This is a genomic window from Rhodohalobacter sulfatireducens, assembly GCF_022012475.1.
Taxonomy (GTDB): Bacteria; Bacteroidota; Rhodothermia; order Balneolales; family Balneolaceae; genus Rhodohalobacter; species Rhodohalobacter sulfatireducens.
On sequence record NZ_JAKLWS010000007.1, the window covers coordinates 114,296 to 130,535 of the forward strand.

At 40.6% G+C, this 16,240-nt stretch carries 16 protein-coding genes and 1 tRNA gene; 7 read left to right on the forward strand and 10 right to left on the reverse strand.

The genetic code is table 11. The features are described from left to right. Positions 1-19: 19 nt before the first annotated feature. The 3 genes from L6773_RS07790 to L6773_RS07800 are packed head-to-tail and all read right to left on the reverse strand — an operon-like array spanning position 20 to position 4,287. Positions 20-2,392 carry a hypothetical protein gene (locus L6773_RS07790; protein ID WP_237853308.1) on the reverse strand — a complete coding sequence of 791 codons (2,373 nt, stop codon included), beginning with the start codon at positions 2,390-2,392 and terminating at the stop codon, positions 20-22. A 15-nt stretch (positions 2,393-2,407) separates the two neighbouring features. Then, positions 2,408-3,229, reverse strand: a complete 822-nt coding sequence (locus L6773_RS07795) for a hypothetical protein (protein ID WP_237853309.1) — start codon at positions 3,227-3,229, stop codon at positions 2,408-2,410. Positions 3,230-3,282: 53 nt separating this feature from the next. Next, positions 3,283-4,287, reverse strand: a complete 1,005-nt coding sequence (locus L6773_RS07800) for a hypothetical protein (RefSeq protein ID WP_237853310.1) — start codon at positions 4,285-4,287, stop codon at positions 3,283-3,285. 218 nt (positions 4,288-4,505) lie between these two features. Here L6773_RS07800 and L6773_RS07805 point away from each other — a divergent pair, with 218 nt between their 5' ends. Together L6773_RS07805 and L6773_RS07810 are read left to right on the forward strand one after the other, a co-directional pair. Beyond that, a complete protein-coding gene (locus L6773_RS07805; protein WP_237853311.1) occupies positions 4,506-5,804 on the forward strand; it encodes an NCS2 family permease in 1,299 nt (432 codons plus the stop codon). A gap of 156 nt (positions 5,805-5,960) precedes the next feature. Further along, on the forward strand, positions 5,961-6,335 hold the full coding sequence (locus L6773_RS07810; protein ID WP_237853312.1) for a response regulator: 375 nt from the start codon (positions 5,961-5,963) through the stop codon (positions 6,333-6,335). 63 nt (positions 6,336-6,398) lie between these two features. Here the strand turns inward: L6773_RS07810 and L6773_RS07815 are convergent, their stop codons facing one another. The 4 genes from L6773_RS07815 to L6773_RS07830 are packed head-to-tail and all read right to left on the reverse strand — an operon-like array spanning position 6,399 to position 8,632. Next, positions 6,399-6,857, reverse strand: a complete 459-nt coding sequence (locus L6773_RS07815) for a hypothetical protein (protein WP_237853313.1) — start codon at positions 6,855-6,857, stop codon at positions 6,399-6,401. Positions 6,858-6,868: 11 nt separating this feature from the next. Further along, the gene (locus L6773_RS07820) at positions 6,869-7,321 is read right to left on the reverse strand and encodes a hypothetical protein (protein WP_237853314.1); all 453 of its coding nucleotides are present in this window, start codon (positions 7,319-7,321) and stop codon (positions 6,869-6,871) included. Then, entirely contained in the window at positions 7,318-7,833 is a 516-nt protein-coding gene (locus L6773_RS07825) for an RNA polymerase sigma factor (protein WP_237853315.1), read from the reverse strand. Before L6773_RS07825 ends, L6773_RS07820 begins: the two co-directional genes overlap by 4 nt. A 55-nt stretch (positions 7,834-7,888) precedes the next feature. After that, positions 7,889-8,632 (reverse strand): Spy/CpxP family protein refolding chaperone, encoded by a 744-nt coding sequence (locus L6773_RS07830; RefSeq protein WP_237853316.1) that lies wholly within the window; start codon positions 8,630-8,632, stop codon positions 7,889-7,891. Between the two features lie 232 nt (positions 8,633-8,864). Here L6773_RS07830 and L6773_RS07835 point away from each other — a divergent pair, with 232 nt between their 5' ends. From L6773_RS07835 to L6773_RS07855, 5 genes are all read left to right on the forward strand, one after another. Beyond that, the gene (locus L6773_RS07835; protein ID WP_237853317.1) at positions 8,865-9,875 is read left to right on the forward strand and encodes a hypothetical protein; all 1,011 of its coding nucleotides are present in this window, start codon (positions 8,865-8,867) and stop codon (positions 9,873-9,875) included. Positions 9,876-10,083: 208 nt separating this feature from the next. Next, positions 10,084-10,524 (forward strand): dihydroneopterin aldolase, encoded by a 441-nt coding sequence (gene folB / locus L6773_RS07840; RefSeq protein WP_237853318.1) that lies wholly within the window; start codon positions 10,084-10,086, stop codon positions 10,522-10,524. Continuing rightward, positions 10,512-11,000 (forward strand): 2-amino-4-hydroxy-6-hydroxymethyldihydropteridine diphosphokinase, encoded by a 489-nt coding sequence (gene folK, locus L6773_RS07845; RefSeq protein ID WP_237853319.1) that lies wholly within the window; start codon positions 10,512-10,514, stop codon positions 10,998-11,000. Before folB ends, folK begins: the two co-directional genes overlap by 13 nt. A 42-nt stretch (positions 11,001-11,042) precedes the next feature. Next, positions 11,043-11,690, forward strand: coding sequence for a deoxynucleoside kinase (locus tag L6773_RS07850; RefSeq protein ID WP_237853320.1), 648 nt, complete (start codon positions 11,043-11,045; stop codon positions 11,688-11,690). 226 nt (positions 11,691-11,916) lie between these two features. After that, positions 11,917-12,462, forward strand: a complete 546-nt coding sequence (locus L6773_RS07855; RefSeq protein WP_237853321.1) for a tetratricopeptide repeat protein — start codon at positions 11,917-11,919, stop codon at positions 12,460-12,462. A 183-nt stretch (positions 12,463-12,645) separates the two neighbouring features. On the opposite strand, the gene L6773_RS07860 is transcribed toward L6773_RS07855, so the two are convergent. The 3 genes from L6773_RS07860 to L6773_RS07870 all read right to left on the reverse strand — a co-directional run bounded on the left by L6773_RS07860 (position 12,646) and on the right by L6773_RS07870 (position 16,203). Beyond that, entirely contained in the window at positions 12,646-13,134 is a 489-nt protein-coding gene (locus L6773_RS07860) for a YajQ family cyclic di-GMP-binding protein (RefSeq protein WP_237853322.1), read from the reverse strand. Between the two features lie 152 nt (positions 13,135-13,286). After that, the gene (locus tag L6773_RS07865; protein WP_237853323.1) at positions 13,287-15,920 is read right to left on the reverse strand and encodes a M14 family metallopeptidase; all 2,634 of its coding nucleotides are present in this window, start codon (positions 15,918-15,920) and stop codon (positions 13,287-13,289) included. A 209-nt stretch (positions 15,921-16,129) separates the two neighbouring features. Continuing rightward, positions 16,130-16,203, reverse strand: a tRNA-Pro gene (locus L6773_RS07870). Between the last annotated feature and the right edge of the window lie 37 nt (positions 16,204-16,240).

Genomic DNA, 16,240 nt, shown 5'->3' on the forward strand with positions numbered 1-16,240 from the left:
TAATATTTTTGGACTAATATTAGTTTTCGTTAAAATACTCCTCAGCTAATAAAAACTCTTCTCCTGTCCAATAGAGGATGGAATCTTTGTAAGCCTGAAAGTAATCAAAATCGGGAATTTCCGGAATTTCCCCCTCTTCATAAAGTTGCCGGGCAACGATATCGTACACATCGCTTGTACCTACGCCAATAGGTTTTAGATCATTTTCAAAACTTATTGAAACCATGACATCCCCAAACTCTTTTCTGAATGGAATTCGAGCTTCTTCAACGAGTGCTCTGATTGTTTTGTTCGCCGCATCGTAGTATAAATTTTTAGCTTCATTATATTTCATTAAAGGGCTTGTATACTCCGCTACGATTGTTTTTGGAATTAAAATGTAATGTAACTCACTTGCGGGTTCAATCCCGGTAGGTCTGTAATCTTTGGTTAGTGGCGAGTGTCCATGAAAGGTATCAATATCCAAAACTCCCAGTGCAGCCAACCAGTAGGCATTGTTGATTCCTGAGAATAGGATTTCCGCTTGATTATCACCATTTATATCCTGCAAAATCATATCTCTCACATGGCCTATGTGCAGATATTCCGCATCTATTTCGCCGGTGACAACATCTACCAGGTATAAAATAGTTTGGAAATAGTAAAATGAATTTGCATTTACAACTACCTTTGGCCCTTCTTTTGTATCCACCAGCCCCATTTCCCGAATCAACATCTCTTGTTGTGTAACTCCTGATTGTCTTGGAAAATCATAATTAAGTATCAATTCACGATTCCAGATTAAAGAATCTCCACTAACTGAATATGCAGATATTTCAGAAATTTCCCTGTTTGACTGACTTAGACGATCTCTTCTTCCATATATAACCTCATTGAAACCATCGTTGGTAATATCGATAAGAATGGCAAGTGGATTTGCCGCAATTGTACCAGGATGGACTTCCCCATTGCTGCTTGTGTAATATGAAACCGTCTGTGCTCCAACTTCCAGTCTTTTTACCTCTATACCATTTTGGTTTTGCAATATTAAAAAACTGTCCTCATACGTTATATTCTGTGGATTTTTGTCTATCGGACCATAAATCAACCGGGCAACAATCAACAATAAAACGATTATTATTGGAATAAGTACAAAATTGGAATGTTCATTTTTTAAGCGGTTCATCATGTAGGGGATTCGCCCCTGGACTGTATGCTCAGCCACCCTGCGATCGTAAAAGATCTCCGCCAACCGACTTACACTTATCACCTCCAAAGTTCGTTGAGGATATCTCTCTTTTAACCTGTTTATTTCATCCTCAAATGGTGTCCTTTGCGAAGCCGGTATTACAACTATAGATGCCCAGGAAAAGAAAACGGCTTTTGCCTTCAGGTGTATACTGGTTTCATCAACAGATTGAACGATCCCATTTTCATCAATATCACCTGTTATAGCGATATTGGAATGAATTCTGTAACGTTCTCTTTGTCCGCTTGCTTTCAACAAAATCGAGTACCACAAAGCCGCTATGGCAAGATTGGCTGATTTCCCATTGTGTATGGCGGCTGAAATTTCGAATCTTAACCCACCACGATAGTATCTCCCAGCTGTTCGCTCGAATCCTGAAAGTTCAAACAACTTCCTGGATGCGTTGACAGGAACTGTAGTCTGTCCTAAAGAGGGAACTTCTGCACCATAAATATGGGTCGCCCAAATCAGCTCATCATTTGTTTTTGATTCCGACTCACCATAAAGCTCCATAGTCATACTTCGTAAACGGCCAAATCCATTGTTTTTGCCCTGGTCTTTATCATATTTCTCAGCAACGGGCACGAGTATATTCCAGTCCTTGCATTCTATAAGGGCTGATGTCTCTTTAAATAATCTCTGAAGTGATTTTATTTGCTCAATGGACCGCTTTTGGTTCTGTTTCAGTACTGCTTCAAGCTTTTCATGGAGTCGGTTGATAGGTTGATTCCATTCTTTGTCTGCTTGCATAGAAGTGCTTGGCCCTGAGAATGAAACACCGGTTAATTTATGAAGATACGCATCTGCTTTTTCAATATTTCCAAGGCAAACTTGCAGCAGTAAAGATACCTCATGGAGATTTCTTTTGATGTTGGAATAGTGATCACTCTTTTCTGATAATTCTATTTCTGATTGGATTCTTTCCAACATAGAAAGGTTGCCCTCAATATCAACCGGGTCGATCCCACTCCAGGACAAATGGCTAGAAAACTCAGGTAAGTCATCCAACAGCTGAAGGATATACGATTCATATTTTCTGAACTCTCCTTCAAGTGAGGATAAAAAATCAAAGAAAAGTTGGTGCCTGCGACGAATAGAAGGAACAGAATCAAAATACTCCATTAACTCTTGGAAATCCCTCTCTACTTGAATCGGATCTGGCATGGTGGCGATAATAAATCATTTATAGAAGAAAAGACTGGAAACAGGGCTTGATAAATTTTGAATCGCTATCGTGCATTTTCCATTTTCAACAGGCCACATTGAGGATTTTTCACCAACGTAAATTACCATCTTGTCCGGGATTCTCTCTACTGAACAATTAAATGAGACCTGCAATTTATCCCCACTCTTTTGTAAGCTGAGTTCCTCTCTTTCAAAATGTGCTTCTGTTGTATCAAAGTTCAATGTACCCTGCTCACCATTACTAAAAACTCTGATTTTTGAGATTGGCAGGTGCAGCTCACACTTCTGCCAGTTTTTAATTGTATTCTCAGGAAAAACTTGATCCGGAATTACGAATGTTCCACCGGGATCACTAACAAGAGTTTTATTATTTTGATCCCCAACATCGATCAGTACGATATCATCATCCTGTAGAAACTCAGAAATTACATGCAGCTTGAATTGATTCTTAGAGCTGTTATGTAAAATCCTGATGAGAGTTTTATGTTCCTCTGAAACAAATGTACGAATTGTTTTCAGGGTCTTTTTCCTTCGATCTGCAACAGGAGTTTGAGCTGCAAGTACAAAGACGTTACCTGAGTATTTAGATTTTTGAGGAGCAGGTTCCAACTCTATAATTGATGTTAAAAGATCTGGCCTCTCTTGAACAGATTCAATATGGTCCATCTTTTTATAAAATACCCGGAACCATTCCGCAAGAAGGCGTACCTCTTCATCCTTCTGAATCCAATCCTGTATCCATTCTTGTTCTTTCTCGGTTAAAGCTGTCCGATTAAGAATGTATGTTTCGATATTTTTTTCGGTAGGAATATTCAAATAGTCTTTAATTTATATAAAATTCCTCGCATATCTTTAACTCTGCAAAATATTTAAGACCAGTCCTCCTTAAATGTTTCAATCAGGTCTTTTCTAATGAGCTTCACCAGATATTCCAAAACCTGGCGATTGTTAGATCTGAAATCATCATACTCTAGTTCAGGCATATAGTTTTTTAAATATTCGAATTGCGACGATTCAGATTTGCCGCTGTTAAAGTAGTCATTAACAATATCTTTTGCAGCGTTCATATACATATCCAATTGATCCTCGCTTATCTTTCCTTTCCGTACATAAGAGAATCCCGTACTTGTTCGAACCATTTCAACACTTTCATCCAAAAATTCTTGAAATTCTGTGGTAATTATCGACTCATCTGCATTAAGCTGTTTTTTTTCTGTTGTCGTTTCATGAAAATTCACAAAAGTCAACCGAATAACTGATGCCAAAGAAACGAGGGATATTTTCTTTTGATATCTATCCTGTTTTAAAAGCACATCAATAGCATCGGCCAGTATATCAGGAATTTGCATTTTATCTTCCAACCGAGAGGATAACCTGATTTGCATAAACTCAGAAGGCATCACCGGTAAATTATCTCTATCGTGCTTATCAACAATGATAAATCCCTGCTCATAGCTAACCCTATGGTCGCTATCACAATCTCTGATGGCCAGTTTTAAATTTCGAATGATTTTACGAAGTGACGGATCTTTTTCCCCCACTGCCCTAAAAATATTATCCTCAACTTTTGTAAATACAAGTTTTCGAAGTTCTATAATCAGCTCGGAATGATTGAGATCTTCCAAACTTATATCATCAAAGTATTCCTGAAGTTTTACCAGGCAGTCGTTATCGTCTTTCTCGAATAGTTCTGCAATAAAATCCCAGGCTAAGTCTTCCAGCCTTTCGCCTCGAATCATGTATAATTTATTGGAAGCTGCCTTCATTCGAAGATATGCCAACGCCATGCTATGGCATTTTTTAATCAACTTTTTTAAATCTTTTCTTGAAACTTCTTCGCCCAAACAATTAGAAATCGTCTCTTTAAGTCCCATAAACACAAACTGATATTGTTAACTACCCCTTTTGAACAAAGTTATTAATACGAAAAAATGCAATCATTCTAAAATAGAACATGCAAAAATAGAAGGAATACATCGTCTGTTTAAATATCTAATATTATTTGGCTTATGATTCATTATTTTGACTATTCTATCTTAAATCTTTTAAAAAGTTGAGCGTAAAATTGAAATTCCATGATTAAATATCCTTCATGCTAACTAGAATTTTCCAATTCAATTCTGAAACATCGTCTATCTCAAAAGAGATTGGAGCAGGTATTACCACCTTCCTTACGATGTCTTATATCCTGTTCGTGAATCCGATGATCTTATCAGATGCCGGGATGAATTTTAATGCCGTGGTTACTGCCACAGCATTAGCTGCAGCATTTGGAACTCTGCTCATGGCACTTTGGGTAAAAGTTCCATTGGCCATGGCGCCGGGTATGGGGCTGAATGCCTTCTTTGCCTACTCTCTTGTGGTTGGAGAGGGAATCAACTGGGAGACGGGCCTGGGGGTTGTTTTTATCTCAGGGGTTGCTTTTCTGATTTTAACTTTCGTTGGTTTTCGTGAAAAAATTGTCAATGCAATTCCACTTTCACTTCGATTATCCATACCGGCCGGGATCGGTTTGTTTATTACTTTCATCGGGTTCCAAAATATGAACCTCATTGTACCTGATGATTCCACGATGCTTGCCCTTGGTGATTTTTCTACAGAAGCAGTAATGGGCCTGGTGGGATTGACAATCATTCTGATCCTGGAATCCAAAAAGGTGAAAGGCTCCATTCTTATCGGGATTCTTTCCACTACGCTCCTGGCAATATTTTTCGGTGAAGCCTCTCTGCCCGAATCCTTTTACTCAATGCCTCCATCCATTCAACCGACTGCATTTCAACTCGACATTTCAGCCGCACTCTCATGGGGACTCATCGGAGCGATATTCTCATTCATGTTTGTGGACCTGTTTGATTCTGTTGGTACACTCGTCGCTTGCTCCTATGAATCGGACCTTGTGGAGGAGGATGGAACCATTCAAAAAATTGATAAAATGCTTAGCGCTGATGCGATCGCAACAGTTTTTGGAGCAATGATGGGAACCAGTACAACAACGACCTATATCGAATCGGCTTCGGGAATTGAGGATGGAGGGCGAACCGGCTTAACTGCATTCACAGTTGCTATGTTGTTCCTTGCTGCCCTTTTTCTCACTCCAATTATCGGTATTGTACCTTCCTATGCAACAGCTCCCGCCTTGGTAGCGGTTGGAATATTTATGTTCAAAAATATCACCAAAATCCCGATGGAACATTGGGCGGATACAGTGGCCGTATTTATGATCATCATCCTGATGCCGCTCACCTACAGCATCAGCATGGGGCTTACATTTGGCTTCTTGTTTTGGACTCTTTTGAAATCTGTTTCAGGCAATTTCGATGAAATTCATCCAGTGATGTGGGTTATTGCGATTTTATCAGCCGGGAATTTGTGGATTGAAAGTCTCTGTTAAAAATGAAAGATATTATTACTTTTTAAGATATTTCTACTTTGCTTTTACTTTTTGTGAAATTTTAAACGCTTTTATTACATTAGAATTAATATTTAAATACGTTGGTTTTTTGCATCAAGACAAAAAAATTCTACTGTCAGATTTAATAAATTTTCTATGAAACGTGTATTAATAGTCGAAGACTGTCACATTCAGTCTACGGTTGTAAAAAAGATGCTTGAGAGTGAGGCATATACAGTTACTGGTGTTTGCCGGTCTGGTGAGGAAGTTTTTGAACAATTAAAAGTTGACGTGCCGGATATTATTCTGATGGATATTTTTATCAATGGTGACATAAATGGCATTGAAACTATGAAAACGGTGAGACAAGTTCATTCAACGCCGGTTATTTTCATTACAGCTTTAACCAAATCTGAACTTCACGATGAAGCGCTGTCAATGAATCCTTCTGACCTTCTCACAAAACCAATTTCAAAAGCTGAATTATTGAATTCAATAGATAAGCTTTTGGACCCTGTAGTTGAAGCTTAAATATCCGTCATCAAAATCGTCGCATTTTTTGAAACAAGGGGGGAAGTCAATAAATGGTCTCCGTTACCTCCGCCTCCCCTGTCTGTGTCGTTGCCGTTCCATTCGGCGTTGCTGTACTGAATCAGGATGAGCAAAACTGTTTAACTTCTCTATTTGATCGGCTGTCAGGATCTCATCAATTTCATTAATAAAGTCTGAATGCATTTGGCGCAGAGTGTCTCTTTCATTCCTTCTGTTTTCTCTGAGCACGTCAAATACCTTCTGCATATGCTCAGACTGAACGGTAAAATATGGATCTATCTGATCGTCACGAAGGTCCAGTCGGTCAATGAAGAAGTCTTTAATTTTTTGTGGGATCTCCTCTTCTCCGGGAGAGGGTAAATCGTCATTCATTCCGGGCCCCCGCTCAAAACTTTCTGATGTAAATCCCGGACTTACAGCCTCATTTAAAAAATAGCCTGATGCTCCTCCTGCAAGAAAGATCACGACATAGGCCAACAATGCTTTACTTTTAATATTCATATCATTGAATTTTATTCTTCAGCCATTTCCTCCAGGTAGAGAACATAACTGTCTGTTGTATTTTCATCTGCCGGGTAAAAATATTCTTCCGCGATTAATTCGGAATCGGTTTCTGTATCCTGCGATTGAACCATTGAGAATACCGATGTGATTGCAAAAATGGCGATTGAGGCAGCAAGTGCATAGCGCCTGAACCAATCCAGGGTAACCATCTCAAAGGATTCTCCGGGGCCGGATAGATCCCGAATTCCCTGTTTGATTGACCGGATGGATGATTTGTGCTGACTTAGTTTTGAATCTATTTGATACAAGTTGGTTAAATCCGGCAAGTTCATGATTGCCCGGTAATCTTCTAATAGGTCGGGATGATTTTGAAGTTCAACTTCCAGCTTTTGTATCTGCTTCGAACTTAACACGCCATCGGAGGCGTCTATAATCAACCGTTCCAGTTCTTCTCTTTTCATGATTGATTGACCCCCATCTTTTTTAAAATGTCTGCTAACTGCTTTCGAGCCCTGAACATTCTGTTTTTTAAAGTTTGCTCATTAACTCCTGTTACATCCGAAATTTCAGGATATGTAAGTCCGTCTATCGATTTCATAACAACAATGCTTCGCAATAACTCCGGTAATTCGGAGATTGCTTCTTTCAGCAGTTCAGTATCTTCCTGCTGATCCTTTGATTTAAATTCGTCGGATTCAATGTTATACTCTTCAACAGGAATGGAGCTCCGATTTGATTCATATTTTCGCTTTCGAAACTCATCAATGCACTTATTCCTTGCAATTGAATAGAGCCAGGTATACATGTTGGCATTGCCTTCAAACTGGTCGATATTTTTATAAGCCTTCAAAAATGTTTCCTGCAAAATATCCTCCGCTTCAACACCTGAACCCGCAAGATACGCTTTCATGGATCGGTGGAGGCGGGGATAAAGCTCATCGATCTGTTTTTCAAACCAATCATCTCTGCCCATCCCTTAACGCCTCCACGGTTTCCATTCCGTACCACACGGACAATTCCATACCGAATTATTGGCTCCATCTGCGAAGCCCGCGGTTTCCGTTTTCACGTCTGCCAAATCCCATATGTTGACGTAATTCCTGATATTCATCGACCGTCAATATGCTTTGAAGTTGGTCATTGGTTTCTCTCATTTTCTCGAAATGATCTGTCCACAACTCTTGAGCAACCTCTGTTGGATTTTGAACTCTTTGCTTATCCAGTTCTAACCTGTTGGCGCTTTGGGCATTCAACAAATTTAAAACCTGATCAGCTTTCTCGCCTTCAATACCGGCTTCATCTACCATAGACTGATGTCGCAATGTACGAAATTCATGAGCTTTCTCAGCTTTTTCAATCATATTGGATTGAAGCAGATTTTGCTGTTCACCGGTTAGAATGTCCATCACTTCCTGCCTCATTTCCATCCGGGCTTCTGTTCGGGCTTGCATAAACTGAGGATCGGCATTTCTGAATCCCTGACCTCTCGGGCCTTGTCGTCCGTCACGTTTTCCTCTTCGAAAGTCACCTCTCCTGTTTTGAAACATTTCCCTGTTATCAGCTCTCCACTCATTTCTGTGTTCAAGTTGCAGAGCAATCAGTTCACTCTTTTGGTCGTCGGTCAATTCTAACTCATCACCATACTCTGTAATCAAATACTGAATTCCAGGAGCATTGAGCCCTGCCCGGTTCATCGGTTGGGCCACCACTTGTGAAAGTGTACTCATCAATACAAATAACGCTAATAAAATTGCTTTTTTTATAGTTTTCATAATTCTCGCCTCTGTTGTTGGTGTTTTCTTGTTTCTCTTGTTTATTAGACGTAAAGATTTTGTAACCGTTTGAAATTAAGTTCAAAAAAATTTTCATATTCGGGCTTATTCGACCAATTCTTTCGCATTTAGATTACAGGGCCGTGATCAGACTTTATTTACTATATTTGCCGGCTCTTTTTTTACGCTCAATCAAAATCTTAACAACCCTTAATTAACCATAACTTTCAGCATGAGTTTTGATTTTCACAAAACAGCTCAATCATTCGATAAACTATCTTTCAAAAACCGGATGACCTCCGTTTTCCATCTCTTTAAAAATACCTTTGTTGTAATTGGCAGGGATGATGATATCATAAAGCCGTTTTACAGAATGATGATTTATTCAGCACTGATGGTCACATTCTTTTTCTATTTCGTTTTTAGCTTTTGGTATGATCTTCCATTTGCCGGACTTCTCTTCTTCTTCGCTATACTCCTGTTTCTCTACAAGTATTTCTATTTCAACAAACAGGAGATCCGAATGAGCTGGATTGTTTATGAAGCCATCACAGGCCACGATCCCTCTTATAAAGAAAGCGTTTCGATCTCAAAAGAGCTCAAGTCTCAAGTTCGTAAAATGGCCTGGATTGATATCGGGATGGCGATCGCAAATAAATCAAAATCAACGGGTAAACAGGGCCTAATGAGTGGTATCATTAATCTCATTATCTCCGGACTGGGAGAAGTTTGGGATTTAATCAATCACTACCTGCTCCCTTCGGTTGCAATCGACAAGCTGGATATCAAACCGGCAGTTGAAAAAATGAAAAATTTAAAAGACCAGGTACCGGAAACTCTTGTCGGTGTATTTGGCATTGATTTCTTAGGTAAAGTGGTTCGAAGAGTTGTAGGGCCCGTGTATTTTATCTTAATACTTCTTTCTCTTGGAGCCGGTGTTTTATTTGGAGATGCTATGCCGTCTCAAGAGTTCAACTTCAATAATCCCGATTTTCCTTTAAACGGAATTGTTTTTTCCTGGATACCGCTGGTCGCTGCCATTTTCATAGGTAAACTGTTCAGTACCTTCTTCGAGCGGATGGTTACCTCCGTGAAAGTGATCTACTTTACCGTATTTTATACAAAAATAACTCATCCGGATTCTATCGCTGAAGATCTGCAAGAAGAGCTGACCGATTACCTGAAACTGGATCAGGTTGATGAGGTAAAAAACCTGGATCAACAAGATTCTGATTCAGCCTGAAATTTCATCCAATCGTTACACTGTTTTGGTTATATAAATTATGAGAAACCTTTTCATATTACAGACTGACTGCTGAATATCGATTTACGTGTGAGCGCGTCTCGGATGGCGCCCCGAATCCTAGGGGTGCCCCTATTGCAAGCACAAGCGGAACGCTCGCGCTATCCTGTAAGTAAATAATGAATGTTTGATATTTGAAATTTTGTACTTGGAATTTCTCATCTCTGCATTCGACACTCAAACTACATCTCCTTATCTTACACAGCAGAAATCAATCAACCCATTGCATTTGGATACCATTACGCTAAAATCTCTTGAATTTTACGCTAAACACGGCTACTACGATAAAGAACGCCGGGAAGGAAATCATTTTGAACTGGATGTAATCGCCAAAGGTAATTTTAAAGAGGCGATTAAAGATGATGACCTCAATCAAACCTTTAATTATGAAATTGTAAAAGAGGTAGCACAACGGGTATTTAAAGGGCCATCTGAGAAATTGATAGAAAGCCTATGCAGTCGAATTGGAAATGAAATATTTGAACGATCAACGATCACAAAAGAACTGACAATCTCCCTTCGTAAACTAAATCCCCCTATCGGTGTGCCCGCTGAATATGCTGAAATTACGATGAGATGGAACCGGTAATCATTGCAGTTGGCAGTAATATGGGCGACCGGCTCTCATATATTCAGAAAGCGGGTGAATTTCTCGAATCACTTTCGGAGGGTGAAATTACAAAGTCGTCAATTTGGGAGTCAGAGCCGATAGGCGGTGCGAAGTATACGTTTTTAAATTGTGCAGCTAAAATTTTCACTTCTTTGGAGCCAAAAGTTTTATTGAAAAGTGTGAAGGATTTTGAACAGACTTGTGGGCGTGAGAAAAATCCGGTTCGATGGGGCCCGCGTGTAATAGACCTGGATTTGATAGCCTTTGGCAGCTTGGTGATTCAAGATGAAGGCCTTATTATTCCACATCCTGAATTTAAAAATCGGCTGTTTGTTCTGTTGCCCCTGCAAGAGATTGACAGCGATTGGAACGACCCGAAAGAACAGCAAAATATCGGTACTCTTGTCAATAAGGCACCTGAAATGGATCTACAAAAAACAAATTACGATTGGTAAATCAAATAGGCTACAAACGGATCAACAAAGAACATAGCGAAGATGCCCAACCAGTTTGATTTTATTGCAATAGAAGGTGTGATCGGCGCCGGTAAAACAACCTTGGCTCAGTTGTTGTCGGAAAGGAATAATGCCCGGCTTGTTTTGGAAAAGTTTGAGGAAAATCCATTTCTACCCAAATTTTATGAGGATCGAAAACGTTATGCCTTTCAGACACAGCTTGCTTTTTTAGCGAGCCGGTTCAAACAGCAGCAAAAAATGACCAATAAAGAGCTGTTTGATGAATTTATAATATCTGATTACATCTTTGAAAAAGATCGTATCTTTGCAAGATTGAACCTGGATGAGGATGAATTGGCTTTATATGATAATATTTACGGAATAATGACCGGAATATCTGCAAAGCCCGATCTTGTTATTTATCTTCAGAGTTCGGTTGATCGATTGATGGAGAACATTGAAAATCGTGGAAGGGATTACGAGAAAAACATAACGCCCGATTATCTGCAAGAGTTGAGCGATGCCTATAATCATTTCTTTTATCACTATGAGAAGGCACCTTTAATTATTATCAATGCCACAAATGTCGATTTTCTCCACAATCCGGATCATCTTGTGTATTTAGAAGAGCAGATATTTGAACAACCGATAAGAAACAATACTCACATACAGATTATTCCCGATTCATAATGATACGCTGGTTACTCATACTGCTTTTTATTTATATCGTATTTCGGCTAATTCAAGGCCCAAAAAACAGAAAAAATAAACGATCTTCGATAAAATTTCGATTTGGTGATTTTACGAATCAACCTAACAATCAAAGTAATTCAAATTCCCGGAAGCGTAGAATAGAAGATATTGAAGACGCGGAATTTGAAGACATTACAGAGAAAACTAAAAAAGAAGATAATTCATGAGTTTTGAAGAGAAACACAAAGAAGGATATGAACTCCTTCATGAGAAAGACCTCGATAAAAGTCTGGATATCGCACGGCGGCTTCAAAAAATGAGGCCTGAAGCTCCAGAGGGCTTTACGCTTGAAGGCGAAGTGATGCAGAAACTGAACCAATGGGAGCAAAGCATTAAGTCTCTCAACGAGGCGATTGAGCTGGAAACTGATTCCGGCCGACTGTACAATCTTCGCGGTTATGCATTTTTGAATACTGACGAACTCGAGAAAGCCAAGGAAGATTTCGACCAAGCTATATCACTCGACAACCTGCCATCGGCTCATCGAAACCTGGTTCTCTATAAATTGATGAGCGGCAACGGCCAGGAAGCGATCACATACCTGTTAGACCGCATCCGAAGCGAACCACAGGATGTTGAAAACTGGATCCTGATGGGCGACCTGATGAAGAAAGGCGGCCACGACCAAAAAGCTCAAACCTATTACGAGCAAGCCCTCAAAATGGATCCCGACAACGCCTATGTAAAGGGGCTATTGGAAGAAGATTAGAGAACTCTTCCCTTGAGCCTGCCTGTGCTGAAGCTTCTGCAGACAGGGGGAAGTCCTCGATTTATCGAGGATAGGGTGTCTCGAACAAAGGTTTAAAGTTCAAGGTCTAATGTTTAAGGTCTATTGTTTAAGGTTTGACAACCTTGAACGTTAAACTTTAAACCTAAAACCATGGGCTTCGCCCTACTTCATATTCACAAACTGAAGAGGAATTCCGAAGTCTTTCTTTTTGAGATGCCGGATAACTTCCTGGAGATCGTCAATCTTTTTGCCGGATACCCGAACCTGGTCATCCTGGATGGCAGGTTGAACTTTTAATTTCAGGCTTTTAATCTCCTTGACGATTTTCTTGGCCGTCTCCCGATCTATTCCTTCTTTAATAGTCGCACTCACTTTCACGTGACCTTGGCTGGTCCCTTCTTCACTTCCGTATTCCAAAACTTTTGGTTCCAGTTTTCGTTTGATGAAATGCTTGATGAGCATATCCTTTACGGCTTTTAGTTTCATACTTTCTGCCGCAACGATATCAATCCGGTTCTCTTTTTTGGCAAACTCCACCTCGGTGTGAAGTCCCCGAAAATCGTACCGGGTGGATACTTCTTTCAGTGTGTTATTTACCGCATTATCAACTTCCTGGGCGTTTATTTCATTTACAATATCGAATGATGGCATAATCTAAGAATTTGGTTTAGAGTAAAAGAATCGCTTCTAAGAGTGTTATAAAAATTGACTAATCAGAGTACCGGTATAAAGTTCAAAGTTTAAGGTTCAAAGTCTTATAAAAACCTTAAACATCAGACTTTAAACCTTAAACGGTCTAGCCCTTACATATCATGCAGCAACATAACCGCATTTTGCATCATGCGTGCGGGGCCAACCCAAAACATCCGGTACTGGGTATTATCAAGTAAGAATACCACTTTTCCAGAGCCCATTTCGTCAACACCTGCAAAGGCCTGTCCTGCGGCTTTTTCAATATTTTCCTTTGACGCATATCCTGAAGCCAAAAGTGTTTCCTGATTTTTTGAATAATATCCCACGGTTTGCCAATCGGTTGAAGGCACGAATGCATCATCAGAAAATTTCAGAGAATAGAGTTGATTTCCAACCCCAAATGCAAGCGGATGCGAAACGTCAATCATACCCTGGAAAGCCGAACCTGGAATTCGTTTGAGACCCGAAGTATCTTCACGAGCTTCGTATCGTGTATAAGCCTCAGGATCAATTTCTGGCATGGATTCCTCATCCTCCTCTTCCTCTTCATCCTTTACGAGTTCAACATTCGTAAAACCGGATTGATCATTACTGAAAAAGGCAGAGGTTCCTTCGGTTGCCACTAATGTGCCACCCGATTCAACCCAGCTCTTCAGTTTTGCCTGTGCTGTTGAATCGATCGCACCGCCAACACCACCCCAGCTTCCGGGCATTACAATCACATCATACTCATCAAGATCAATTCTCATCAATGCATCGGTTCGAATCCTTGAGATCCCAAAATCGGTCCATCTATCAAAGAGAAACCAGATCTGTCCGGCTGTGTACGAGCTGAACGGACTATCTACCATCAGAGCTACTTTAGGCTTCGCGACCGGTTCACTATCTCGTGAGGCGAGATCAATTCCCTCATCCATTCGGCCTGTATCAAAACCTACAACTTCAACCGATGTCTCTTCAGCAATTCGCTTCATATCATCCGCAATCAGATCCCTCTTCGCATAATTCCGTCCGATCAAAACGATCAGGCTGCCGCGGCTGTAGGTTCGGCCCTCAAAGGTAAATGGCTCGACCGCACTTCGAACTCTATATCCGGCATCCCATAATTTTGATAACGCATTGGGAGCAAATCGCTGATTCCAGTCAATTACATAAGCATACCCGGCGTCTTGATTGCTCACACCGGAAGGATAGACTTGTGGATCTGTAACCAATTCCGTGTCTACATCAATCTCGTCATTCGTCCATGCTGCATCTAAATTGTACGCCATAGGAGCCGACCATGTGGACATATCGTACATTACAGAGTCTTGAATTTCGAGCTGTCGCTTAAACAGCGTATTGATAAAGATATGTTTGGGTTGATCCGTTTTGATGATGAAATCACCGGAATTGAAAGATCGATTGGATGATTCTCCATCCCAATAACTGTAAGCTTCATCAACGGAGAAATCTTCGGTAGCTTGTTCAATTTCTACTCCATGCTGTAACATAATATTGACTAACTCATAGGTATAATCATTGGAATTATCAGGCAGAACAAAGGCCTCCACATCCCCCTGTTTTGCTTCCTGAGAAAACGATGTTGAAAAGTAATCGAGCAAACCTTCTCGATTATGGACTGCTGTCCGGATCGTAGCAATGGAATTGGTGTAGTGATCAAAAATTCGTTGTCGAAGTGTGAGAACATACCCGTCTTCTGTTTCCACAGCTCGTCCGCCTCGGCTGTGACCACCCTGCTCAGCCAGCATCCCAATTCCGCCCATCAGGCTTGGATAAGAAGATCCGTACCCGGGATAGAAGAAATCAAATGCTTCACGAGTGGCATAATTGATATTGTGCTCGTCAAACATTTCAATCGTGCCCCGGCCGAAAACATCGGCCCATTTTTCATAATCATCCGGCAGTTCATGGTTACGCGGAGTGGTGCCGGGCATAGTAAAATAGTTGCTGTTGAATCCCTGCTCGTGCAGATCGAGGTGAACTTGCGGCAACCACTGCCGATACGCTGCAATTCGCCCTTGTGATTCCGGGTGCACCAGCCAGGTCCAGTCCCGGTTCAGGTCAAACCAATAGTGATTCGTTCGACCACCCGGCCAGATTTCGTCATGTTCATAGTCGTATGGATCATCATTTAGTACATGACTTTTGGCCGATTTGTACCAAAACACATATCGATCACGCCCGTCGGGATTGATCATCGGGTCGATTATTGTTATTGCATCCTCTCGCATCTGAACCGTTTCCTGGTCCATTCCAGCTACCATTCGGTAGGCTGTTTGCATGGCCGATTCACTGCTGGAAGGCTCATTTCCGTGTACATTATAGCTTAACCAAACCAACACCGGCTGTTCAGCTATCATCTGATTCCGCTCTTCCTCACCCAGTTCATCCGGGTTCGCCAGACGTAGATTGGTATTCCGAATTTCGTCAATTGAGTCTTGGTTTTCTTCTGAAGTAATTAACGCATAATACAGCCCCCGCCCCTCATATGTTTCACCATATTTGTGAAGTGTGAGTTTGTCTGATTCCTCATCAAGCTGCTGAAAATACCGAACTACCTCGGAATGAAGTGTATACTCATCGCCAAGTTGGTAACCAAGAAATTCAGCCGGAGATGTAATCTGAGAATCATACTCGAGATTGGGATCGAATTCGAAGGTTCGCTCCTGGGCATCTGCCGTTTGAACAATTTGAAGTGACAGAGACAGTAGTAAAGTAAAAATGATGGGGAAACGGGGCATATTGGTTTTGATGCTTTGGTTTAAGAAATATTCACAGACAAGATAATAGAGCTTATGATGCGAAAAAATCGTTAAAATTTGTTTTGAGGCTCAGTAATAATGCAATAAGTTTAGCTGTGCCTTACTTCACTTTAAAGTCAAAACATTAGAAATGCCAAAACTAAAAAAAGCCTTCATAGCACAAAATGCTATATGAAGGCTTTTAAATGTCGGGACGACAGGATTTGAACCTGCGACCCCTCGACCCCCAGCCGAGTGCTCTACCGGACTGAGCCACGTCCCGAAACAGACTTCAAAGATACACATCATTCAACTTAAAA